22 protein-coding genes, 1 tRNA gene and 1 riboswitch are annotated in these 22547 nt (G+C 69.0%); of the genes, 11 read left to right on the top strand and 12 right to left on the bottom strand.

What is annotated here, in order from left to right:
• The first annotated feature begins 86 nt into the window (after window positions 1-86).
• A riboswitch (TPP riboswitch) is annotated at window positions 87-187 on the top strand.
• A 36-nt stretch (window positions 188-223) separates the two neighbouring features.
• The 3 genes from thiB (at window position 224) to FL625_RS09680 (ending at window position 3516) form a co-directional block, all read left to right on the top strand.
• Window positions 224-1207 (top strand): thiamine ABC transporter substrate binding subunit, encoded by a 984-nt coding sequence (gene thiB, locus FL625_RS09690; protein WP_149588462.1) that lies wholly within the window; start codon window positions 224-226, stop codon window positions 1205-1207.
• 76 nt (window positions 1208-1283) lie between these two features.
• Window positions 1284-2831: a thiamine/thiamine pyrophosphate ABC transporter permease ThiP gene (locus FL625_RS09685; protein WP_149588461.1), complete on the top strand. Its 1548-nt coding sequence runs from the start codon at window positions 1284-1286 to the stop codon at window positions 2829-2831.
• Window positions 2818-3516, top strand: a complete 699-nt coding sequence (locus FL625_RS09680; protein WP_149588460.1) for a thiamine ABC transporter ATP-binding protein — start codon at window positions 2818-2820, stop codon at window positions 3514-3516. Before FL625_RS09685 ends, FL625_RS09680 begins: the two co-directional genes overlap by 14 nt.
• Before the next feature lie 44 nt (window positions 3517-3560).
• Here the strand turns inward: FL625_RS09680 and FL625_RS09675 are convergent, their stop codons facing one another.
• The 9 genes from FL625_RS09675 to FL625_RS09635 form a co-directional block, all read right to left on the bottom strand.
• Window positions 3561-4352: a cytochrome c1 gene (locus tag FL625_RS09675; RefSeq protein WP_149588459.1), complete on the bottom strand. Its 792-nt coding sequence runs from the start codon at window positions 4350-4352 to the stop codon at window positions 3561-3563.
• 14 nt (window positions 4353-4366) lie between these two features.
• The gene (gene petB, locus FL625_RS09670) at window positions 4367-5689 is read right to left on the bottom strand and encodes a cytochrome b (RefSeq protein WP_149588458.1); all 1323 of its coding nucleotides are present in this window, start codon (window positions 5687-5689) and stop codon (window positions 4367-4369) included.
• Between the two features lie 11 nt (window positions 5690-5700).
• Window positions 5701-6273, bottom strand: coding sequence for a ubiquinol-cytochrome c reductase iron-sulfur subunit (petA, locus tag FL625_RS09665; protein WP_149588457.1), 573 nt, complete (start codon window positions 6271-6273; stop codon window positions 5701-5703).
• 180 nt (window positions 6274-6453) lie between these two features.
• Window positions 6454-7062 carry a glutathione S-transferase gene (locus FL625_RS09660; RefSeq protein ID WP_149588456.1) on the bottom strand — a complete coding sequence of 203 codons (609 nt, stop codon included), beginning with the start codon at window positions 7060-7062 and terminating at the stop codon, window positions 6454-6456.
• Window positions 7059-7364: a hypothetical protein gene (locus FL625_RS09655; protein ID WP_149588455.1), complete on the bottom strand. Its 306-nt coding sequence runs from the start codon at window positions 7362-7364 to the stop codon at window positions 7059-7061. The genes FL625_RS09660 and FL625_RS09655 overlap by 4 nt, the downstream gene beginning before the upstream one ends.
• 506 nt (window positions 7365-7870) lie before the next feature.
• Window positions 7871-8494, bottom strand: coding sequence for an FMN-binding negative transcriptional regulator (locus FL625_RS09650; RefSeq protein WP_149588454.1), 624 nt, complete (start codon window positions 8492-8494; stop codon window positions 7871-7873).
• An 84-nt stretch (window positions 8495-8578) separates the two neighbouring features.
• A complete protein-coding gene (locus tag FL625_RS09645; RefSeq protein WP_149588453.1) occupies window positions 8579-9001 on the bottom strand; it encodes a GNAT family N-acetyltransferase in 423 nt (140 codons plus the stop codon).
• A gap of 161 nt (window positions 9002-9162) precedes the next feature.
• Window positions 9163-9288 carry a type B 50S ribosomal protein L36 gene (ykgO, locus tag FL625_RS09640; RefSeq protein ID WP_100196728.1) on the bottom strand — a complete coding sequence of 42 codons (126 nt, stop codon included), beginning with the start codon at window positions 9286-9288 and terminating at the stop codon, window positions 9163-9165.
• Between the two features lie 72 nt (window positions 9289-9360).
• Window positions 9361-9435, bottom strand: a tRNA-Val gene (locus FL625_RS09635).
• 178 nt (window positions 9436-9613) lie between these two features.
• Between FL625_RS09635 and FL625_RS09630 the strand changes: the two genes are divergently transcribed.
• A complete protein-coding gene (locus FL625_RS09630) occupies window positions 9614-10477 on the top strand; it encodes an N-formylglutamate amidohydrolase (protein ID WP_149588452.1) in 864 nt (287 codons plus the stop codon).
• 72 nt (window positions 10478-10549) lie between these two features.
• Here the strand turns inward: FL625_RS09630 and FL625_RS09625 are convergent, their stop codons facing one another.
• Window positions 10550-11806 carry a DNA polymerase IV gene (locus FL625_RS09625; protein ID WP_149588451.1) on the bottom strand — a complete coding sequence of 419 codons (1257 nt, stop codon included), beginning with the start codon at window positions 11804-11806 and terminating at the stop codon, window positions 10550-10552.
• A 114-nt stretch (window positions 11807-11920) separates the two neighbouring features.
• Here FL625_RS09625 and FL625_RS09620 point away from each other — a divergent pair, with 114 nt between their 5' ends.
• The 7 genes from FL625_RS09620 to FL625_RS09590 all read left to right on the top strand — a co-directional run bounded on the left by FL625_RS09620 (window position 11921) and on the right by FL625_RS09590 (window position 20285).
• The gene (locus FL625_RS09620) at window positions 11921-13030 is read left to right on the top strand and encodes a GSCFA domain-containing protein (protein WP_149588450.1); all 1110 of its coding nucleotides are present in this window, start codon (window positions 11921-11923) and stop codon (window positions 13028-13030) included.
• Window positions 13027-13815: a hypothetical protein gene (locus tag FL625_RS09615; RefSeq protein ID WP_149588449.1), complete on the top strand. Its 789-nt coding sequence runs from the start codon at window positions 13027-13029 to the stop codon at window positions 13813-13815. The genes FL625_RS09620 and FL625_RS09615 overlap by 4 nt, the downstream gene beginning before the upstream one ends.
• Window positions 13809-14555, top strand: coding sequence for a hypothetical protein (locus FL625_RS09610; RefSeq protein ID WP_149588448.1), 747 nt, complete (start codon window positions 13809-13811; stop codon window positions 14553-14555). The genes FL625_RS09615 and FL625_RS09610 overlap by 7 nt, the downstream gene beginning before the upstream one ends.
• Window positions 14536-15504, top strand: coding sequence for an alpha/beta hydrolase (locus tag FL625_RS09605; RefSeq protein ID WP_149588447.1), 969 nt, complete (start codon window positions 14536-14538; stop codon window positions 15502-15504). Before FL625_RS09610 ends, FL625_RS09605 begins: the two co-directional genes overlap by 20 nt.
• A gap of 139 nt (window positions 15505-15643) precedes the next feature.
• Window positions 15644-16534: a glycosyltransferase family protein gene (locus FL625_RS09600; RefSeq protein WP_149588446.1), complete on the top strand. Its 891-nt coding sequence runs from the start codon at window positions 15644-15646 to the stop codon at window positions 16532-16534.
• Window positions 16534-17961 carry a hypothetical protein gene (locus tag FL625_RS09595; protein ID WP_149588445.1) on the top strand — a complete coding sequence of 476 codons (1428 nt, stop codon included), beginning with the start codon at window positions 16534-16536 and terminating at the stop codon, window positions 17959-17961. The genes FL625_RS09600 and FL625_RS09595 overlap by 1 nt, the downstream gene beginning before the upstream one ends.
• Entirely contained in the window at window positions 17961-20285 is a 2325-nt protein-coding gene (locus FL625_RS09590) for a sulfatase-like hydrolase/transferase (protein WP_149588444.1), read from the top strand. The genes FL625_RS09595 and FL625_RS09590 overlap by 1 nt, the downstream gene beginning before the upstream one ends.
• Here the strand turns inward: FL625_RS09590 and FL625_RS09585 are convergent.
• Together FL625_RS09585 and FL625_RS09580 are read right to left on the bottom strand one after the other, a co-directional pair.
• The gene (locus FL625_RS09585) at window positions 20269-21306 is read right to left on the bottom strand and encodes a TerC family protein (protein WP_149588443.1); all 1038 of its coding nucleotides are present in this window, start codon (window positions 21304-21306) and stop codon (window positions 20269-20271) included. The two genes, FL625_RS09590 and FL625_RS09585, sit on opposite strands and share 17 nt — an antisense overlap.
• 190 nt (window positions 21307-21496) lie before the next feature.
• A complete protein-coding gene (locus tag FL625_RS09580; protein WP_149588442.1) occupies window positions 21497-22417 on the bottom strand; it encodes a glycosyltransferase in 921 nt (306 codons plus the stop codon).
• Window positions 22418-22547 lie beyond the last annotated feature (130 nt).

The following is a 22547-nucleotide window of genomic DNA, read 5'->3' as shown; positions in this document are numbered from 1 at the left end:
TCCAAATACTCCCGCCGGAGGCATCCGACGCCAGCCGCCGGGCGCCACCCTCGCCCCTTGCGCCCGCCGCCGAATGCCGTAAGGTCGGCCCTACCTCGGGGTGCCCGGCAACGGGCTGAGATGCGCAAGCGAACCCGTCGAACCTGAACCGGATCATACCGGCGGAGGGAAGGTGCATGGGCTTCTCCATCCCCGACCGTTCCGTCGCACCATGGAGAAGATGATGAAAAGACATCTCCTTGCTGCGGGCCTTCTGACCATCGCCACGCAGGCGCTGGCCGAAACGCCCGTTCTCACCGTCCTGACCTACGACAGCTTCACCTCGGAATGGGGCCCCGGCCCCGCGATCGAGAAGGCCTTCGAGGAAACCTGCGCCTGCGACCTGCGCTTCGTCCCGGCGGGGGATGGCGCGGCGCTTCTTGCGCGCGTCCAGCTGGAAGGCGCGGCCTCCGAGGCCGATGTCGTCCTTGGCCTCGACACCAGCCTGACGGCGGCCGCCGCCGCGACCGGGCTGTTCGCCCCGCATGGCCATACGCCGCAACTCGACCTGCCGGTGGAGGTCGCCGATCCCCTGTTCCTGCCCTACGACTGGGGCTGGTTCGCCTTCGTCCACGACCGGACCCGCCTGCCCGAGCCGCCGAGGACCTTCGAGGCGCTGGCCGCCTCGGACCTGAAGATCGTGATCCAGGATCCCCGCTCCTCGACCCCCGGGCTCGGGCTTCTCCTCTGGGTCAAGGCGGCCTACGGCGACCGCGCTGCTGAAATCTGGCAGGGCCTGGCCGACAATGTCGTCACCGTCACCCCCGGCTGGTCCGAGGCCTATGGCCTGTTCCTGGAAGGCGAGGCCGACATGGTCCTGTCCTACACCACCTCGCCCGCCTACCACCTGATCGCGGAGAAGGACGACAGCAAGGCCGCGGCCCTGTTCGACGAAGGCCATTACCTCCAGATCGAGGTCGCCGGCAAACTGGCCGCGACCGACCAGCCGGAGCTTGCGGACCGCTTCCTCGCCTTCATGCTGACCGAGGCCTTCCAGTCGGCGATCCCCCAGACCAACTGGATGTATCCCGCCGTCACCCCGGCAGCCGGCCTGCCCGAGGGCTTCGACGCCTTCCGACCGGCGAAGTCGCTCCTGATGACGCCGGAAGAGGCCCAGGCCGCCCGCGACCCGGCGCTGGCCGAATGGCGCACGGCACTGGCGAAGTGACCGGAGTCGCGCGCCCGATCCCCCCGCGCCTCCCCTCCCCCTCGTGGGGAGGGGATGGGGGTGGGGGGCCTGCCCGATGAAGCCGAGGCTTGCGCCTCGCCAGAACCTGCCCGCGCACCTTCTGGCGGGCCTCCTCTTGGCGCTGGTCATCGCGCCCCTGCTGGCCATTGGCTGGCGCGGGACGGGGATCTCCCTCGGTGCGGCCGACTGGGCGGCGGTGCGCTTTTCGGCGACGCAGGCGGTGCTGTCGGCGGTCTTTTCCACGCTGCTGGCCGTGCCCGTGGCCCGCGCGCTTGCCCGCCGCCAGTTTCCCGGCCGTGGCGCGCTGATCACCCTGATGGGCGCGCCCTTCCTTCTGCCGGCGGTGGTCGCGGTGCTTGGGCTTCTGGCCGTCTTCGGTCGGGGCGGCATGCTCAATCAGGCGCTCACCGCCCTCGACCTGCCGCCCGTCTCGATCTACGGCCTGCACGGCGTCGTCCTGGCCCATGTGTTCCTGAACCTGCCGCTGGCCACCCGGATGATCCTGCAAGGCTGGCTGTCGATCCCGGCCGAGCGCATCCGGCTGGCGCAATCCCTGGGCTTCCCCCCGCGCGAGACCTTCCGCCACCTCGAGGCGCCGATGCTGCGCGAGGTGCTGCCGGGGGTCGCGCTGGTGATCCTGGTGATCTGCCTGACCAGCTTTGCCGTGGTCCTGACCCTGGGCGGCGGCCCCTCGGCCACCACGATCGAGCTGGCGATCTATCAGGCGGTGCGCTTCGAGTTCGACCTGGCCCGCGCGGCGGGGTTGGCGGGGGTGCAGCTGGTGCTGGGGGGACTGGCGGCGCTGGCGGCCTGGGGGCTGACCCGGCCGGCGGGATTCGGCGCGGGGCTCGACCGGCCGCTGCGGCTGGACGCCCCGCCGGGCTGGCGGCGCGCGCTGGATGTGCTGGCGCTGATCCTGACGGGCCTGTTCCTGGCGCTGCCGCTCCTCGCCGTCCTGATGCGGGGCCTGCCGGGGCTCGCGGACCTGCCTGCCTCGGTCCTGCCGGCGGCGGCACGGTCGGTCGGCGTGGCGCTGGTCTCGGCGGTGCTGGCGACGGCGGCGGCGCTGGCGCTGGCCCTGTCGGCCGCGCGGCGGCCGGGCCTCTGGGTCGAGACGGCGGCCACGCTGCCGCTGGCGACCTCGGGCCTGGTCCTCGGCACCGGCCTTTTCCTTCTGATCCGGCCCTTTGCCCCGCCGATGACCCTGGCGTTGCCGGTCACCGTGCTGGTCAACCTCGCCCTGTCGCTGCCCTATCTCTACCGCATCCTCCTGCCCGAGGCGCGGGCGCTGCATCAGGACTACGGCCGGCTGGCCGACAGCCTCGACCTGCGCGGCTGGCCCCGTCTGCGCTGGCTTGTCCTGCCACGGCTCGCGCGGCCCCTGGGCTTTGGCGCCGGCATCGCCGCCGCGCTGTCGATGGGCGATCTGGGCGTCATCGCCCTGTTCGCCGGGGAGCGGCAGGCCACCCTGCCCCTTGTCGTCAGCCAGCTGACCGGCGCCTACCGGATGGAGGCCGCCGCCGCCGCCGCGCTGATCCTTGTCGCCCTCTCCTTCGCCCTGTTCTGGGCTTTCGACGCCGGAGGCCGCCGTGCTGCAGCTTGACCGCCTGACCTTCACCCAGCCCGGTTTCCGCCTGACCGCCGACTGGCAGGCCGAGCCCGGCAGCCTGATCGCGATCATGGGGCCGTCCGGGGCGGGAAAATCCACGCTCCTGTCAATGATCGCCGGGTTCCTGCCGCCGACCTCGGGCCGGGTCCTGTGGCAGGGCGCGGATCTTGCACCCGTCCCCCCCGGTCAGCGGCCGATGACGATCCTGTTCCAGGACCAGAACCTGTTCCCGCATCTGACCGTGGCAGAAAACACCGGGCTAGGTCTCAGGCCGGACCTGCGCCTGTCGGACGCCGATCGCGCGCGGGTCGGGCAGGCGCTGGCCCGGGTCGGCCTGGCCGGCCTGGAGGAAAGGCGCCCGGCTCAGCTTTCCGGCGGGCAGGCCAGCCGCGCGGCACTTGCCCGTGCCCTGCTGCGGGCGCGGCCGATCCTGATGCTGGACGAACCCTTCGCCGCGCTGGGACCGGCGCTGCGGGCCGAGATGCTGGCTCTGGTCCGCGAGGTGGCGCAGGAGACCGGAGCCCTCGTCCTGATGGTGACGCATGACCCCGAGGACGCAAGGGCCCTGGGCGGAAGCCTGGCTTTCGTTACCGACGGCGTGGTCCATCCTCCGGTGGCAACCGGGATGCTGCTGTCCAACCCGCCGCCAGAGGTGCTGGAATACCTAGGCCGGAAATGAAAAACCCCGCCAGTGGCGGGGCTTTCCGAAGGATCTGGCACCGATCAGGCGTGCTGCTTCTTGCCCTTGACCCCGGCCCAGAGGCGCTTGTTGGTCAGGTACAGCAGCGTCGACAGCAGCACCAGGAACAGCACGCTGACAAAGCCCGCGTTCTTGCGGTCCATCAGCTTCGGCTCGGCCGCCCAGTACAGGAACGAGGCCACGTCCATCGCCATCTGGTCCACCGTCGCCGGAGTGCCGTCGGCATAGGTCACCTGATCGTCCGAAAGCGGCGGTGCCATTGCGATCCAGCCGGTCGAGAAGGCGGTGTTCTCGTAGAAGAACGAGCCGAACTCCTCCTTCTCCTCGCCGGTATAGCTGGTGAGGATCGCGTGGATGTATTCCGGTCCGCCCATGCCCCTGAACAGCTGGTTGATCCCGGTGCCATAGGGGCCGTGGAAGCCCGCACGGGCCTTGGCCATCAGCGACAGATCGGGCGCGCCGGCCCCGGTGTTGGCCGGGAAGTTGTCGCTGGGGATCGCCTCGCGGTCCTCGCCGGTTTCCCTGTCGGTCACCGTGAACTGCTTGGCATAGGCGCGGACCTGATCCTCGGGCAGGCCGGGCCCGCCCGGGTCCGACAGGGTGCGGATCGGGACATATTTCAGCCCGTGGCAGGCCGAGCAGACCTCGGTAAACACCTGAAGGCCGCGTTGCAGCTGGAACTGGTCGAACTTGCCGAACGGGCCTTCATGGGCGAAGGCCACGTCCTCGACATGCCCACCCTCGCCGGCGGCAAGGGCGCCGCCGGCGGTCAGGGTCAGGGCCGAAGCGGCGATGAGTGCGATGTTGCGGAACATGTCTCTGTTTCCTCTCACTCGGCCGGCGTGGCCTTGGGGCCGTAGTGGGCGTTGAAGTCTTCCTCGATGGTCGCGGGCTGCGGCAGCGGCTTCTCGATCACGCCCAGAAGCGGCAGGATGACCAGGAAGTAGGCGAACCAGTAGGCCGAGGCGATCAGCGAGATCGTGGCATAGGGCTCTTCCGCGGGCATGGCGCCGCACCACATCAGGACGATGAAGTCGATTACCAAGAGGGCGAACCACCACTTGAACATCGGGCGATAGCGGCCCGAGCGCACCGAGGAGGTGTCGAGCCAGGGCGCCAGCGCCATGACCGCGATCGCGCCGAACATCGCCAGCACGCCGAAGAACTTGGCGTCGATGATGCCGAACGACAGCCATTCGGCCGCGATCACCACCCAGACATCGCCGGTGAAGGCGCGCAGGATGGCGTAGAACGGCAGGAAGTACCATTCCGGCACGATGTGCGCGGGCGTCGCCAGCGGGTTGGCCTCGATGTAGTTGTCGGGGTGGCCCAGGTAGTTCGGCATGAAGCCGACGATGGCGAAGAACACCGCCAGGATCACCGCCAGCGCGAACAGGTCCTTGATGACGAAGTAGGGCCAGAACGGAACGGTGTCGCGCTCGGCTTCTGCCTTCGAGCCGCGGCGGACCTCAACGCCCGTGGGGTTGTTGTTGCCGGTGGTGTGGAAGGCCCAGATGTGCACCGCGACCAGCGCCGCGATCACGAAGGGCAGGAGGTAGTGCAGCGAGAAGAAGCGGTTCAGCGTGGCATTGTCCACCGCCGGGCCACCGAGCAGCCAGGTCTGGATCGCCTCGCCCACGCCCGGGATCGCGCCGAACAGGCCGGTGATCACGGTCGCACCCCAGAAGGACATCTGACCCCAGGGCAGCACATAGCCCATGAAGGCGGTGCCCATCATCAGGAGATAGATGATCATGCCGACGATCCAGGTGATCTCGCGCGGGGCCTTGTAGCTGCCGTAGTAGAGGCCGCGGAAGATGTGCAGGTAGACGGCGAAGAAGAACAGCGAGGCGCCGTTCATGTGCAGGTAGCGGATGAAGTAGCCGCCGTTCACGTTGCGCATGATGTGCTCGATCGAGGCGAAGGCCTTGTCGACATGCGGGGTGTAGTGCATCGCCAGGATGATCCCGGTGACGATCTGCAAGGCGAGGCAGAAGGTCAGGACGATGCCCCAGATCCACATCCAGTTCAGGTTCTTGGGCGTGGGGATCATGATGGTGTCGTACATGAGCCCGACGATGGGCAGGCGCTTGTGCAGCCAGCGCTCACCGGCGGTCTTGGGCTCGTAATGGTCGTGCGGAATTCCGGCCATGTCTCTGATCCTTACCCAAGCTTGATCGTGGTTTCGTCGAAGAAGGCCGCCACCGGCACGTCAAGGTTCCGTGGCGCGGGTCCCTTGCGGATACGGCCTGCGGTATCGTAGTGCGAGCCGTGGCAGGGGCAGAACCAGCCGCCAAACTCGCCGGCGCCGTCGCCCAGCGGCACGCAGCCCAGATGGGTGCAGACCCCCATCATCACCAGCCATTCGCCCGCCTCGTCGAGCGTGCGGTTCTGGTCCGATGCATCGGTGCCCGGCTTGTTGGCGTTCTCCGAGTTCTGATCGACCAGATCGCTCAGCGCCGTGGCGCGGGCGGCCTCGATCTCTTCGGGGCTGCGGCGGCGGATGAATACCGGTTTGCCCAGCCATTTCACCGTCAATTGCGTGCCGACCTCGACGGCGGACACATCGACCATGATCGAGGCGAGCGCCCGGGTATCGGCCGACGGATTCATCTGGTTGATCAGCGGCCAGACAGCGGCGCCCGTGGCAACCGCCCCGGCGCCTGCCGTTGCGTAGTACAGGAAATCCCGCCGAGTGCCTTCGCCGGTGCCTGCGTGATCGTCTGCGTGGGACACGAGATCTTCTCCCCTTTCGGACCGGGGGCGCCGGCCCATATGACTTGAGGGGCAATGGAAACCCATGCCCCGCCGCGGGTGTATCTAGCCAAGGCGCGTCCCCGCGTCCAGCGGACAAAGTCGCGCAGGGTCGCATTTCTCTGCGGCAGAGGGTCGCCTGTGGCGGGACGGTCGCTGGGTTCAGGCGTCCGGTGCGGTGGCGCGCATCGCCGGGCGGTCGGCGAAAGCGGCATGCCAGGCGGCGAGCGCGGGATGGGTGGCGCGCCAGTCCCGGTCGGCATGACGGAAGTCCAGGTAGCCCAGCGCGCAGCCGACCGCGATCTGCCCCATGTCGAGCGGGCCGGCGAGATGGCTCTGCCAGCGCTCCTCCAGCGCGGCCAGGGAGCGGGCGATCTTGCTCCACTGGGCCTCGATCCAGGCGGGCGAGCGAGTGGCTTCCGGTCGGACATGCGCCTCGTAGCGCATCAGGACGGCAGCCTCGGCGATGCCGTCGCCGGTGGCCTCGAGGGTCAGCGTGTCCCAGAGATGCGGCGCGGCGGGATAGAGCCGTGCGTCCAGCAGGTCGTCGAGGTAGCGGGTGATGACCCGGCTGTCGTAGAGCGTCGGGCCGTCGGGACGTTCCAGCGCCGGGATCTTGCCCAGCGGGTTGCGGTCGACCGGCAGTGTGCCCGGGTCGAGCGGGTTGCCCGAGGCGGGAATCAGGGTGACGCGATCGACTGCGTCCGCCTCGTGCAGCAGAACCATCACCTTGCGGACGAAGGGCGAGGCGGGGGCGTGGTAGAGCCTCACTCGTCGGCCTCGCGCAGGCGGAAGCGGGCCATCAGGCCTGCGTCGATCTCGTAGGTCCGGCCTCGGAAACGCACCACCCGGCGGAGGCGGGCGGTGGCGTTGGTCTGGCGATCCTCGGCCCGGTCGGCGGGGCGGTGGAGGGAGAGGCCCTCGCCCAGGTCGTCCAGCGCGTCCTCGGCCCGCTGGTCGGTCCGGCCGGGATGGGTGGAGGACCGGACCCAGCGGGTGACGGCGACGGTTGTCGTCGCGACGAGGCCGAGGCGGATCGCGAGCGGGATCAGGGGAGCGAGGGGCAGGGGCATGGCGACCTCCGGTTGCTGGGGCCGACTGTAGGGGCGGAGGGGGTGGAGTGTAAACAGCCGCGGAAGGTGTCCACGGTGGACAATCCTGGTAAAGCGATATAATTCAGTAACTTGGCTGCAGGCGGTAACGAAAATTTAACGGACGGGTTCGGCGCGGGCAGCGGCGGACTCCGGCGGCATTGAAGCTTTCTCGAGAGGCTCCTCGTGCGACTTCGTCTTCTCGTCGCTGGTCCCTGCGAGGCGTGACAAAGTCATCAACGAGCGGTATTGCCCGACATCCCCCGCCAGTCGTTCACCGCCCGGGCCATCGCCTCGGGCGTCCTGCCGTTGGTGCAGTAGCCGGTGAAGGGCACGGTCTCGGGTCGATCAGATCCGACCCTGTCCGGCAGGTGTCGCCGTCGCTGTCATAACTGACCCCGACCGACGCCATGGCCAGCCGGTCCAACGCATAACCCTCGAACGCAGTCATGCCTACACAAGTCCCTGTCGGCGGCAATGCAGGCGCCTCAGCCCAGGTCGCGGCGGATCAGGGCCGCGATCTCTTGCGCCGAGGCGTTGCCACGCGCCAGTGCCGCCGCCGCCCGGGCGCGGATCTCCGGCGTCTTGTTCTGGTTCAGCTTCCAGGTGCCCTCGACCGAAGCGACGCGGAAACGGAAGGGCAGGATCATCCGCATCATCCTTGGCATCGCGCCTTCCGTCATCTTGGCGCTGGTCCAGGGGCGCTTGTCGGTGATTCGACCCTCGTGTTCGGCGGACAGTGCATCGACATGTGGGCGCAGCGCGTCTTCGGGCAGGAGTTCGAGGGTGCCGCGCAGATGGACTGCGACGTAGTTCCAGGTCGGGACCTGATCGGGGACCTGTTCGTGCGCGCCGTACCAGTCGGGCGAGATGTAGGCATCGGGCCCCGAGATGGCGATCAGTGCGGGCGCAGGCAGTCCGGCACGGGCGATGGGGTTCGAGCGCGCGAGGTGCAGCTCGGCAAAGCTTGCGTCATCGTTCAGCAGAAAGGGGACGTGGGCAGCCAGCGGGCCTTCGGGGCCGTTGACGGTGAGGAGACCGAACCCCCGGTCGCGGGCGAAGGCGAGGTTCTGGTCGCGCGGGGATTGGCGGAAGGCGGGGTTGGGGTGCATCTCGCGTCCTGAAGTTGGTCCCCGGACACAAGATCCTTCGAGGGATTCTGGCAAATCCTTTCAAAAGATTTGGCACCCGGCGGATCAGCTGGGTGCGATGGGGAGAGAGTAGACGTCAAGCTCGGAACGGCGGACGGCGCCGATCGAGGTCCAGAAGGCGGCACCCTCGGCATTGTCCCCGAACACCATGAGATGGCACTTGTCGATGCCCTGCGCCCGGAGCGCTGCGAGGCCTGCGGCAACAAGTCTGCGGCCATGGCCGGAACGGCGCTGATCCCCGGCGACGGCGAGGTGGTGAATGAGCCCGCGCCGCCCGTCATGGCCGACAAGGATGGTGCCGGCCAGCCGCCCCCCCGATTCGGCCACGAAACTGGTGCCGGGGTTGCGGGCGAGGAAGGCTTGCAGCGCGGCGGGTTCATCGGCGGCGGAGAGACCCACACCCGGGGTCGCCTGCCAGAGGGCGCGGGCGGCAGGGATGTCGGACGGCAGGAAGGGACGGAGGGTCATGGGCTGTCCTTCTGGTGGCTCCTCGTGCGCCTTCGGCGTCTCGTCGCGGATCGGCCAGGAGTTACGAAGTCATCGGCGAGCGGGCGAACGGAAGAGGCCGCCGAGGTTTCCCTGGCGGCCCTGTTTTGCGTCCTGCGCTGCGCGGCTCGGCCCTGAAGGGCTCAGCCTTGACGCGCCTTGTAGCGCTTCTGCGTCTTGTTGATCACATAGACGCGGCCCTTGCGGCGCACGATCTGGCAATCGCGGTGACGCGTCTTCAGCGAGCGGAGCGAGTTGGCGACTTTCATGGTCGACCCTCCTTCTACGCGGCGCGAAACTGCGCCAGATTGAACCCAATGCCTCCCGCGGGAAGCGGCGAATGGTGGGCGGTACTGGGATCGAACCAGTGGCCACTACGATGTCAACGTAGTGCTCTACCGCTGAGCTAACCGCCCTCTTGAGCCTTGCAACCGCACCGGTCCCTTCCGATGAAACGAAAAGGACGCGGAGCGAACCGCGTCGGTCAGGCGGGGTCTATACTGACAAGTCTCACGGGCTGCAAGGGGTTTTGGCTTTCCGGATTATCCGGCTATATCGGAAGCAAGAATCCCATGCCCGCCAACGGGAGCGCCGATGACACGGACCGAGACCGAGGCCTATGTCCTGACCCGCCCGGCCCGCCGGATCTCGCCGCTGATCTTCGCCTCGCCGCATTCCGGCAGCGACTATTCGCCGGATTTCCTGGGACAGGTGGTGCTGGACCGGCGGTCGGTCCGGTCCTCGGAGGATGCCTTCGTGGACAGGTTGTTCGACAGGGCGCCGGCCATCGGCGCACCTCTGCTTGCCGCGCGGGCGCCGCGGGCCTTCGTCGACCTTAACCGCGCCGCCGACGAGCTGGATCCGGGGGTGATCGAGGGAATCGCCCGGGTTCCGCACAATCCGCGCATCTCGTCGGGTCTGGGGGTGATTCCCCGCGTGGTCGCCGGGGGGCGGGCGATCTATCGCGGCAAGCTGACGCTGGCCGAGGCCCAGGACAGGATCCGGCGATTCTGGCATCCCTATCACCAGGCGCTGGCGGCCCTGGTCGAGGAGACGCGCGCGGCCTTCGGGCAGGCGGTGCTGATCGACTGCCATTCCATGCCGCACGAGGCGATCGAGGCGCATACCCGCCCCGGCCAGCCCCGGCCCGAGGTGGTGCTGGGCGACCGTTATGGTGCCACGGCGGGACGCGAGGTGATGGACCGGGTCGAGGCCGCCTTTGCCGGGGCCGGGCTGCGGGTCGGACGGAATTCGCCCTTCGCGGGCGCCTATGTGGCGCAGGCCTATGGCCGACCGTCGCGGGGGGTGCATGTGGTGCAGGTCGAGATCGACCGGGCGCTCTACATGGACGAGGTGAGGATCGAGCCCCTGGCGAGGTTCGCGGAATTCCGCGAGCTGGTGTCCGGCGTGGTGGGCGAACTGGTGCAGCCGCCGGGCGTGGCGCTGGCCGCAGAGTAAGGCACCCGGTGAACGCGGGACACCCGGCGGGTCACCTGCGCAGGCTCTGGTGCGCCCTGCTCGCAGGAACCGCTACCTGAGCGCCCTGCCCTTGATGATCGCCTCGGCACCGAACCTGGCGCGGATGGCGTCGGTGGCGCGTTCGGCGGCGGCGCGCCTGGTGGCGTTGGGGTCGAGGAGGTCTGCGGAGAGGTCGGCCTGATCCTCGGGGGCGAGGTCCGAGATGCCGACGCCGATCAGGCGGAAGGGGCCTTGCGTCCCGGCGTGGTCGAAAAGGTCGCGGGCGGCGCGGTAGATGCGGTCGGTGAGTTGGGTGGGGTCCGACAGGGCGTGGCGGCGGGTCACGAGCTGGAAGTCGCCCTTCTTCAGTTTCAGCGTCACCGTGCGGCCCGCCAGCCTTTTCGCCTTTGCCCGGTCGGCGACCTGTTCCGACAGGCGCCAGATGTGGCCGTCGAGGATGTCGGGGTCGGAGGTGTCCTCGAAGAAGGTCGTCTCCTTGGAGATCGATTTCGGCTTGTCGTCGCGGTTCACCCGCCGCGTATCCATCCCCCGCGCCAGGTGCCAGAGCCGGTCGCCCATGGACCCGAAGCGGGCGGTGAGGTCGGCGCGGTCCCAGCGGAGGAGGTCGGCGATGGTGCGGATGCCCGCCTGTTCCAGCGCCGCCTGGGTCGCCGTGCCCACCCCCCAGATGATGCGGACGGGCTTGGGGCGCAGGAAGGCCTCGGTCTCGTCCCGGCCGATGACGGAGAACCCGCGCGGCTTGTCGAGGTCCGAGGCGACCTTGGCGAGGAACTTGTTGTGCGACAGGCCGATGGAGCCGGTGAGGCCAAGCTCGTCCTCCATCCGCTTCGTCAGCCGGGCCAGGAGCACCGCGGGCGGCGCGCCGTGCAGGCGTTCGGTGCCGGAGAGGTCGAGGAAGGCTTCGTCGAGCGAGAGGGGCTCGATGGCGGGGGTGAGTTCCTCCATCATCGCGCGGATGGCGCGGGAGGCTTCGGTATAGGCGGCGAAGCGGGGCTTCACCACCACCGCCTCGGGGCAGAGTTTCAGCGCCTGGAACATCGGCATGGCGGACCGCACGCCCTTGATGCGCGCGATGTAGCAGCAGGTGGAGACCACGCCCCGGCTGCCGCCGCCGACGATGACGGGCTGGTCGCGAAGGGCGGGGTTGTCGCGTTTCTCGACGCTGGCGTAGAAGGCGTCGCAGTCCATGTGCGCGATGGACAGGCGGGTCAGTTCGGGATGCGAGACCATCCGGGGCGAACGGCAGGCCGGGCAGCGCGACGCCGCGGCATCGGTCAGGGTCAGGCAGTCGCGGCAGAGACTGGGCATGGTGGCACAAGGCTAACACGCCGGTCGTGGACTGTGGAGGGCGGCCATCGAAAGCGGTTGACCTTGCCGCCCGCCCTGCCGCCATATCCGGGGCCAGGAAAGGACCGCCGGCGCATGTCGCATCCCTATGAAACCCTGCCCGAGGACCGGTTCTGGCGCAGCGCCGTCGCCGGCCGCGACGCGCTGGAGATCGCGGGCCTGTGGAAACCGAAGTTCCGCATCAAGCGGCGCACGCGGATCGTGACGGCGGGGTCCTGTTTCGCGCAGCATTTCTCGAAGGCGCTGGTCGCGCGGCGCTATCGCTGGCTGGATTTCGAGCCCGGCCCCTCGGTCCTGACGCCCGAGCAGCGGCGGGACTATCATTACGGCACCTTCAGCTTCCGCACCGGCAACATCTACACGCCCCGGATGCTGCACCAGTGGCTGCGCTGGGCGCTGACCGACACCCCCCCGCCCGAGGAGGTCTGGGAGCGCGACGGGCGCTTCTACGACCCCTTCCGCCCCGGCGTGGAACCCGGCGGCTTCGCCAGCCCGGACGAGCTGTTCGCCTCGCGCCGCGACACCCTGGCGGCGATCGCGGCGGCGGTCAGGGGCGCGCAGGTCTTCGTCTTCACCATGGGGCTGACCGAGGCCTGGCAGAACCGGGAGTCCGGCGTGGAATATGCCGTCTGTCCGGGCACGGTGGCCGGGCGCTTCGATCCCGGGGCGCATGGCTTCGTCAACCATGGCTTCGCCGCACTGATGGCCGACATGAAGGCCGCGCTGCGGCTGATGCTGGCGGCGAACCGGACCCTCGGGCTACTGCTCACCGTCTCGCCCGTGCCGCTGACGGCGACGGCCTCGGGCAACCATGTGCTGACCGCGACCAGCCATTCCAAGTCGCTGCTCCGCGCCGTCGCCTCCGAGATGATGCAGGCGGGCCCCCGGGTGGATTACTTCCCCTCCTACGAGATCATCACCCATCCCGCCTATGGCGGCCGCTTCTTCGCGCCGAACCTGCGGTCGGTCCTGCCCGAGGGGGTGGACCATGTCATGACCCAGTTCTTCCGCGACCAGGCGGCGGCCTTCGGCGAAGAGGCTCCGGCCGCGCCCGTCCCGCCGCCGTCCCCGGCGACGGCCGATGAGGCGCCGGAGCCGGAACTGACCGAGGCCGAGGAGCTGCGCTGCGAGGAAGAGATCCTGGCGGCCTTTGCCCCGGATGCGCGCCCCGGGATCATGCCATGACCGACGCGCTGCCCCGGCTCTGCATCTTCGGCGACAGCCATTACGCCTGCCTGAAACAGGCGCATGTGCAGGGGCTGGTCGATGTCTCGGGCGTCGATCTGGAATACTGGGGGCATGTCGGCAGCCGGTTCCGGTTCCTGGAAGTGCGCGATGGCGTCATCCATCCGCTAGACGACTTCACCGCCCGGCGCTTTGCCAAGTTCAACGAGAAGGGCCGCAGCTTCCTGCCGGCGTCCGACTTCGACCTGATCTATGTCACCGGCGCCCGGGTCTATGTCTGGGGCCTGTTCGTCCGGGTGCTGAGCGCGCTGGGCGAGGGGCCTTTCGTCAGTTCCGGCCTTGTCCGGCGGATGCTGGCCGACGGGCTGCGCGGGCAGTCGGGCTATCGGCTGGCGGCGGGGCTGGCGGCGGCCGGACAGGCGCGCATCCTTCTGTCGCCCGTGGCCTACTACACCGCCATTCCTCCGCAACATGCCGGGGCGATCACCCCGGAGATGGCGGCATTGATCCCCACGCATCTGCCCCGGTTCTGGGCGCTGCTGGAAGAGATCGCCACCGAGGACGGGATCACGCTGCTGCCGCAGCCCGAGGGCACGGTGATCGGGGGGCTGTTCACCGATCCCGCCTATGCGGTGGCCGACCATCTGGCCAAGGGCGATTACGAGCATCACAACGCGGCCTATGGCGCGCTGATCCTGGACCGCGCCGTGGCGATCGCACGGCAGGGCCGGGCTTGCGGCGACAGGGAGCGCCCGGCAGGATGCGGGCAGGAGGTCGGATGCTGAAGATCGCTGCAACACTGCCGCCCGGGGCGCTGATCGGGGGGGAAGGCGAGGCGCTGGCCGAGGCGGTCCTGCGCAGCGGCGGGGCGCGATTCGTCGCGCGCGAGGCCGATCTGCTGCGCACCGAAGGCGCGATCACCGGCTGGCGCGAGGCGCAGGGCGCGACCGTAGCCGTCCCGGCCGGGCCGAACACCGGCAACAGCCGCTTCGACCCCGGCCCACCCGGCGCGATGCTGTGCCGCGAGGGCGAGAACTGCGGCTTCACCCTGCCCGGCTTTGCCCCCGAGGTCGAGGCCTTCACCGCCGCCGTCATCTACCGGTCGCAGGGCGAGGCGCGGACGCTGGCCTCGGTCTTTACCGGGCAGACGCAGAACATGATCTTCCTGGTGGAGCGCGACGGGCAGGTCCAACTGGCCGACCGGCAGGCCACGGCGGGGCTGACGCTGCCCCTGCGGCCGGGGCGGGGGGCACGGCTCGCGCTGATGGCCTGGGACGGGCGCGTGCTGCGGCTGGGGCTGGACGGGCGGCGCGCCGAGGTCGCCGCGGCGATTCCGGGCCTTGCCCATCCGGCGGATTTCTTCATCGCCTGCCGGTCGAACCGCTCCGGTCTGGCCAAGACCCTGGGCACCTCGCGCATCCACGAGGTGCTGTTCTGGCCCGACCGCTGTCTGCCGGGGTCCCCGGACCCCGAGGACCGCGCCGCCCTTGCCGCGCTGGAGGCCCATGTCCGCTGGAGCTACTGAACCGGCCGCCGATGCCGCGCCGCTGCTGGACGTTCCGCCCGCGATGGGGCTGGACGCGGCGGCATTGGCCGACCGGTTCCTGGTCGAGGGCGCGCATGCCAAGCTGTGGTTCGAGGGCGCCGGGGCAAAGCCGGGCGGGGCGCTGGTGGTGTCCTTCGACAACCTCGCGACGATCGACGAGGGCTGGCCGCGCCCGCCCTGGGCCTGGAAGCGGCTGGAGCCGCTCGGCCATGCCGTGCTGGGGGTGCAGAGCCATGCCAAGGACTGGTTCCGCCAGCCCACGGCCCCGGCCCTGTTGCGCGGGCTTGAGGAGCGCGGATTCTTCCGCCGCTTTTCCCGGGTGGTGCTGACCGGGGCCTCGATGGGCGGCTTCGCGGCGCTGAACTTCGCGCCGCTGATCCCCGAGGCGCGGGTGCTGGCCTTCAGCGCGCAATCGACGATGAACAAGGTCATCGCGCCCTTCGAGCAGCGCTTTCCCTATGCCGTGCGCAAGTCGAACTGGGAGGGGATGCCCTTCCTGGATGCGGCGGCGGCGGTGCCCTACATCCGGCGCGCGGTGCTGGTCTACGACCCCTTCGTCCCCGAGGACCGCGCCCATGCCGCGCGGATGGCCGGGCCGAACGTGCAGCTTCTGCGCGCGCCCTTCTGCACGCACGAGGCGATCCGCGTGGTGCTGAAGTCGGGCACCTTCCCGATGCTGGTCGAGGCGATGGTCGCCGGCGACCGGGTGCCCGAGGACTTCTGGCGCGCCTTCCGCGCCCGGCGTCAGGTGCCGAAGTGGCAGCGCGCGCTGTTGGGGGCGGCGGCGAACCGGGGGCGGCCTCGGCTGGTGATCCGCGCGGCCGAGGCCATGCTGCGGCAGGCGGCCGACCTGCCCGAGGAGGAGACGCTCTTCATCCGCCGCGCCCGGCGGGCGGCGGCGAATGCGCTGAAGGCGGCGGCGGGGTGAGGGCTCGTCGGGCACTCCGTGCACTCCTCGCCGTGGCGCCGACCGACGCGTGCCCGAAGGGCTCGAGGAGGCGGCCGCGGAGGCTAGGCCCCGGCTTTGGCCTTGTGCTATGCCGGGCGCGGCAGGCAGGACGTGAGTGATGGACCAGACGCGCGGCCGGATGATGGCGATGACCATGGTGGGAGGGGATCACTTCTTCCTCTCGCGCTGGGTGGACTATTACGGCCGCCAGCTTGGCCGCGAGAACTGCTTTGTCCTGTCCCATGGCGGCGACCCCGAACACAGGCGCATCGCGCAGGGCTGCAACCTCATCTACCTGCCCTATGACGAGACGCGAAACTGCTTCAACCAGCGGCGCTGGCAGATGCTGTCGCGGCTGACCTCTGGCTTCACCAACTATTACAACTGGGTGCTGGTGGGCGACGTGGACGAGATCGTCTGCGTCGATCCCGCGGTGTCGGACAGCCTGCCGGGCTATCTGGAGCAATACGCGGTGAAGGGCGGGCCGCAGGTCGTCACCCCCTTCGCCATCGAGATGGTGCACAACCCCACGCTGGAACCCGAGCCGATCAGCGAGGGGCGCAACATCCTGGACGTGCGCCGCATCTTCCGGCTTAACGCCAATTACGCCAAGCCCTGCATCACCCGCGACCGGATCGACATCGCGCCGGGCGGGCACTACGCCAATCATCCGAAGCTGCACCTCGACCCGCATCTATACCTCTTCCACCTGCGCTTCATCGACCACGACATGACCGAGGCGCGGCTGGCCCGGCGGCGGGAGCAGCGGGTGATCCAGTCCGGCGCGCTGGGCGAGGTCGAGAGGGAAAAGACCGGCTGGGACACCGCCTGGGACACCTACAAGGCATTGTCGAAGCAGACCCCGCGCGCCGAGACGGTGGATTTCCCCGAGTTCCGCAAGGAGATGGTCGAGGGCTGGCGCGAGAAGAAGGTGGTCTACTGGTCCCCCGGCGGTGCGCGTCCACCAGGGGTCTACCGGCTGCCGGAAAGGTTCAAGGTGCTGTTCTGATGGCCGGCGAGACCCCCCGCGAAGGCATCCTGATCCGCGCCGAGAACGGCGACGTGGTCCGTTACGACGAGACCGGCCTGATCCTGCGCCTGTCCGACCGGGTGATCGCCGATATCGCCGCGCGGCTGGAGCTGCCCCAGGGCGCGACCGGTGCCGCCGCCCCGCCGCCCCTGCCCGATCTGCCCCCCGACTTTCCCGACGACATCGACCTCTGGGCCCCCCGGCGCGAGGGGGACTGGCTGTTCTTCCAGGCCAACCTGCCCGGCGCAGACGGACCGCGCGGCTATCGCCGGCATGTCGAGGGCGGCGCGATCCTTGCCGAGGCGCGGGGACCGCTTCTGGCGATCCTGGGGATCGGCGGGGCGCGGGCGGGCCTGGGCAATCCCGGCCCGGCGCGGTTCCGCTGGCATGTGCTGGCCCCGGCCGACGACATCGGCGCGGTGGGCATGGGCGGCGAGGGCGAGGCGGCGGCGACCGACGCGCTGGAGCCCTTGCGCGAGCTGACGGTCGAGGCGCTGATCGCAGACGAGATCCTGGCCCGCCGCCGGGCCGACTGCCGCGCGCTGCCGCTGGTCATGGTGCGGACGGAAACCGACATGGCGGCCTCGGCGCATGATCTGGGCGCGGGGCTTGCGGTGGCGAACCTCGACCGAGCCTTCGGCAACCTGGTCGCGGCCGCGGCGCGGTTGGGCACGGGCGCGCAGGTGCTGGCCGTGGTGCTGGACTACACGCTTGAAGACCTGACCGGCGATCCGGTGGCCTATCGCGACGGCATGATCGCGCTGATGGAGCGGATCACCCGCGGCATGGCGAAGGCGGGCCTTTCCCGGCCGGTGTTCCTGACCGCCTTCGACTGCGGCACGCAGGAAATCACCCGGGGGCCGGGGCTGGAGGGCCAGTGGGAGCTGTCCTGGAATCACGCCGATCACCGGCTGGTCATCGCCGCGCCCTCCTATGCCTTCGCGATGGACGACACCGGGCGGCTGACCGAGGCCGGCCGCGCCGACAAGGCCCTGGTCATGGCCGAGGCGCTGCTGGCGGTCCACGGCGGGGGCAAGTGGCTCTGCCCGACGATCCAGCTGGCGGAATGGACCGGGGAGGCGATCCGCCTGGTCTGCGAGGCGCAGGAGCCGCTGGTCATCGACCCGGACGACCCCTTCGCCGCCGGGCCGCTGGCCGGCTTCGCGCTGGACGGCGTGACGAACGGCGCCGTGCTGACCGGCGTCGCCATCGACACCGACGATCCGAGGGCGGTTCTGCTGACCTGTTCGGCCCGGCCGGAGGGCGAGGTCTTCGTCACCTATGCCCATGCCGCCGCGCCCTGGGCGGGACCGGGCCCCGCGAACCGGGGCGCGCTGCGCGGCGAGGGCGGCGCGGGTCCAGTCCGGCGCTGGGCCCTGCCCGCGCGGCTGAGGCTTACCGGCTGATGGCCTTCGACGCGGACAGCATCCGGGGAGACAACATCTGTGTCATCTGGGTGGATGACATGATCGATGTCTTCACCTGGCGGACGACCTTCGGGCTGCGCATCCAGACACCCAACCTAGACCGCCTGCTGAACCGGGGCGTGCGGTTCGGCAATGCCTATGCGACGATCCCGCTCTGCGCCCCCTGCCGGGCGGAACTGGCCACCGGCCTGTCACCCTTCCGCACGGGGCTGGTGGACCTCAACCGCTTCTGGCGGCAGGTGCTGCCGCCCGAGAAGGCCTGGGCCTACGACCTGCGACGGGCGGGGTTCTACACCTTCACCACCGGCAAGGTGGATGCGACCTACAAGCCGATGCCCGAACGCTATCGCCGGGTGCTGTTCCACGAGGACGTGCCGGCCTTCGATTCTGGCGGGCGGACGAAGGTGAAGCTCTATCTCGACCGGGGGCCGGGGATCGCGGGGATCAACCATCCCGACGACGACGGGTCGCAGGACCGGCTGTTCTACGACTACACGGTGGCGCAGAACGCGATCGACTTCCTGGGCCGGGCCGACCCGGCGCGCCGGCATCTGATCCAGCTGGGATTCAAGCATCCGCATTACAACCTGGAATGTCCCGACCGGTTCTACCAGCTCTATGACCCGGCCGACATCCGCTGGCCCGACATCGCCGCGCCCGAGGATTACTACGGCCCCCCGCCCGGCTTTGCCGTCTATGAGGCCGCCTATATCGCCAACGGCAACTGGACGCCGGAAAAGGGCGGCGACGACGGCTGGCGGCAGGTGGTGCGCGCCTATTTCGCCGCGATCAGCCATGTCGATCACGAGATCGGCCGCTTCCTCGACGCGCTGGAAGCCTCGCCTCTGGGCGACCGGACCACGGTGATCTTCCTGTCGGACAACGGCTTCAACCTGGGCAACCACGACAGCTTCCACAAGATGAGCCAGTGGGACAGCGCCGCCCATGTGCCGCTGGGGATCTGGTCTCCCCGGATGACGGAAGGCCGGGTCATCGACCTGCCGGTCAGCCTGCACAACTTTCCCAAGACGATCATGCAGCTGGCCGGCCTGCCGCCGCGGCCCGACTGGGTTTCGGGCCAAAGCCTCTTGCCGCTGATCGACCCGAGCTTCGGCACCTTCGACACGTCGAAGTCTCCGATCACCTCGGTCTTCGGCACGCTGTCGGTGCGCCCCTCGGTCGAGGGCTACCGGCACCTGCGCTATTTCCGCTATCCGAACGGGGAAGAGCATGTCTATGATGTGGTCTCGGACCCCGGCGAGACCGAGAACCTCGTCGCGACCGCGCCCATGGATGTCCTGCGCGGGGAACTGGTGAAGGGCGCGCTGGAACTGGGTCTGGACCTGCGCGGGTTCGAGAACCCGGCGGATGGCGTGAACGCGATGATGGCGGTGGATGGCTCGGTCGTGCTGGAGGGGCGGCGCGGCAACGACAACTACTGGGTCTATGGCGCCGAGGCCGAGAAGATCCGCGAGACGAAGGACGGCGGCAACGACACGCTGTGGTATCTGGGAGGGCCGGACGGTTATGTCCTGCACTGTCCGATGAACGTCGAGAACATCCGCATCGCCACGGTGCTGGCGCGGCACGAGGATGCGGAGGCCGCGAAGAAATCGCCGCGCGTGTTGCGGATCGTGGCGCATCCCGACAGTCCGATCACCTTCGAGACGACGGAACGGGTGATGGTCGATGTCCGCGGCTCGCGCGGGAACGACGTGATGATCGGCCCGAAATATGGCGGGGCGACCTTCCACGGCGGCGAGGGCGACGACGTGCTGCGCGCGATCTCGGCCAGCGAAAGTTCGCGGCATTTCTTCTATGGCGGGGCGGGGAACGACCGGCTGATAGGCGGGGCGGGGCGCGATGTGCTGGACGGCGGAACGGGCGACGACACGATCATCGGGACGGCGGCGCGGAACCGGATCTTCGGCGGCCACGGCAACGACGAGATCACCGACGGCGACGGGTCGAGCGTGGTGCATACCGGACCGGGGAGGAACCGGGTGCGGCTGGGGGGCGGGAACGACACGCTGCACGCGGGCACCGGGATCACCCTGGTCGATCCGGGGCCGGGGGCGGTGGTCCTGATGCCGGCCTATGGTGGGGTGACCCATGTCAGCCAGTGGCAGGCCGAACAGGTCTATGACCTGACCGCCTGGCCGAAGCCGCCGCGGGTCGCGCGGCGGGCGGACGGGGCGGTGGACGTGACCCTGGGACTATCGGTGTTGCGGATCGCCGGGGTGCCCGGCGATCACGATGTCTGGGTGCAGATCCGCCAGGGCGGGACTATTCCGCCGGCTTGACCTCGGCCCGGTCCTGGCCCGAGTCATGGCCATCGCCGCCGTCCCGGGTCTTCCACAGCGAGTAGAAGATCCCGGCGGCGATGATGCCCACGGTGATCGCCAGCGACAGGTACGGGTCGAACTTGCCGAAGAAATAGCTGTAGAAGCCCTTCAGCCCGATGAAGATCAGCACCACGGCCAGCGCGTATTTCAGGTAGTGGAACCGGTGCACCAGCGCGGCCAGCGCGAAATAGAGCGCGCGCAGGCCGAGGATCGCCATGATGTTCGCGGTATAGACGATGAAGGTGTCGGTGGTGATCAGGAAGATCGCCGGGACCGAATCCACCGCGAAGATCAGGTCGGCCACGTTGATGACGATCAGCGCCACCAGAAGCGGCGTGGCGTAGAGCATCAGCTTGCCCGTCGCGGGGTTCGGCTGGCGGACGAAGAACTTCTGCCCGTGCAGTTCCTTCGTCACGTTCATGTGCCGCGAGACGAAGGTCACCACCGGATTCTTCGACACGTCCATGTCGCCCTCCGGCACGACCAGCATCTTGATGCCGGTAAAGGCCAGGAAGGCGGCAAAGACCAGCGTCACCCAGCTGTAGGCCGAGATCAGCTCGGCTCCGATGGCAATCATGATGCCGCGCAGGATGATGACGCCGATGATGCCCCAGACCAGCGCGCGATACTGGTATTTCCGCGGAATCGCGAAATAGCCGAAGATCAGCGAGATGACGAAGACGTTGTCGATCGAGAGCACCTTCTCGATGATGTAGCCTTGGAAATAGGCCGCGACCGGATTGGTGCCGTCGCTGGTGACAAGCGTGCCGTTCGACCAGGCCCACCAGATGTAACCGCCGAACAGGATGGCGATGAAGATGTAGAAGGCCGAAAGCTTCAGGCTTTCGGCCACCCCCAGTTCGTGATTGTCCCGGTGCAGCACGCCCAGGTCGAAAACCATCAGCGTGATGACGATGGTCAGGAACAGAAGCCAGAGCCAGACCGGCTTGGCCAGAAATGTCAGGAAAAGGAATTCCATCCCCGTTGAGCCTCTCTTGCGGTGCGTCGGGAGGTCAACCTTGGCAGGAGCGGAAGTCCCGGGCTGACATCGAGCACGTTTCTCGATGCGGTCCGACATCACGACAGGATCGTCGTCAGAGGGGCCCGGCCCGCGAACGGGTTACTTGGGCATGACGCGCGTCATTTCAACCCCCGGGCTGAACTTTTCGTTATCCGGCCGTGAGCGGCGGGGCGAAGGGTTCGGCGGGAAAGCCCATCTCCTCGGCCAGGCCCACCGGATCGCCCGCGCGCAGGATCGCGGCACGCAGCGCCTCGCCCGTGGTGTGGGGAAAGGCCGCGGCCAGGGCTGCCTCGGCGGCGGGGGTGGTCAGCGCGCCTTCCGCGAATTCAGGGTGCTGCTGCATCAGCCGCTGGATGCGGCGGTGCTCGCCGGTGTCGAGATGGAAGATCCGGCCGTAACCCGCGGTGTTGTTCGCGCTGTGCAGAGTATAGTGATAGGCGGGGAAGGTCGGGTCGCAATAGCTGGGCACGCGCGAGGCATGGACGACATGCTGGATGCGGAAGGGGTTGCGGCCGCCGGGCGGTTCGACCAGCGCAAGGCCGATGGCGATGGAGTGCTTCTGGAACGGCGCATGGCGGGCCGCGCCTTCGTGCAGAAAGCCGATGACGCCTGTCGGGAAGGTGACCATCCCGCCCGGATCCACCCGCCGGGCCGCGGCGCGCAGGCGGGCGACGTAATCGACCGACACGGCATCGTCGTCATCGACGCGGAAATGCGCCGCGGCGCCCGAGCCGTCGGCGCCGGCCTCGAGCATCGTCGGATGGAGCGCGCGGTTCAGGTCGGTTTCCTCGGTCCGCAGGATGCGCAGCTGGGGAATGTCGGCGGTGACGCGGTCCAGCCGGTCCTGGAAGAGGTCGGGCATCCGGGTCGAGGTGACGATCTGGAACATGAAGCCGGGGTCGGTCTGCGCCCGGATCGCGGGCAAGAGCAGCGTCTCGAACAGGTGGAACCGCACCGCCATCCGCACCGGGTGCCAGAGCTTGGCGAAGGCCGTCTCCAGCGTGTCGATCTCGCGCCCGGTGTCGCTGCGGCCGAAGTAGGAAAACCGGCAATGACCCCAGATCTGCATCGCGTCGCCCGTCCCCTGCCGCTATTGCCCGGCAGGTTAGACGCGCGGCCTTGCCCAGCGCAAGGCACGAGGCCGCTGCGAGAATCCGGTTTCCCGGCGCGGGATCATCGCTTATGTCCGCCACAAGAGT

This window comes from Tabrizicola flagellatus (assembly GCF_008271465.1).
GTDB classification, from domain to species: Bacteria; Pseudomonadota; Alphaproteobacteria; order Rhodobacterales; family Rhodobacteraceae; genus Tabrizicola; species Tabrizicola flagellata.
This window is presented reverse-complemented; position numbering and strand designations above follow the sequence as displayed.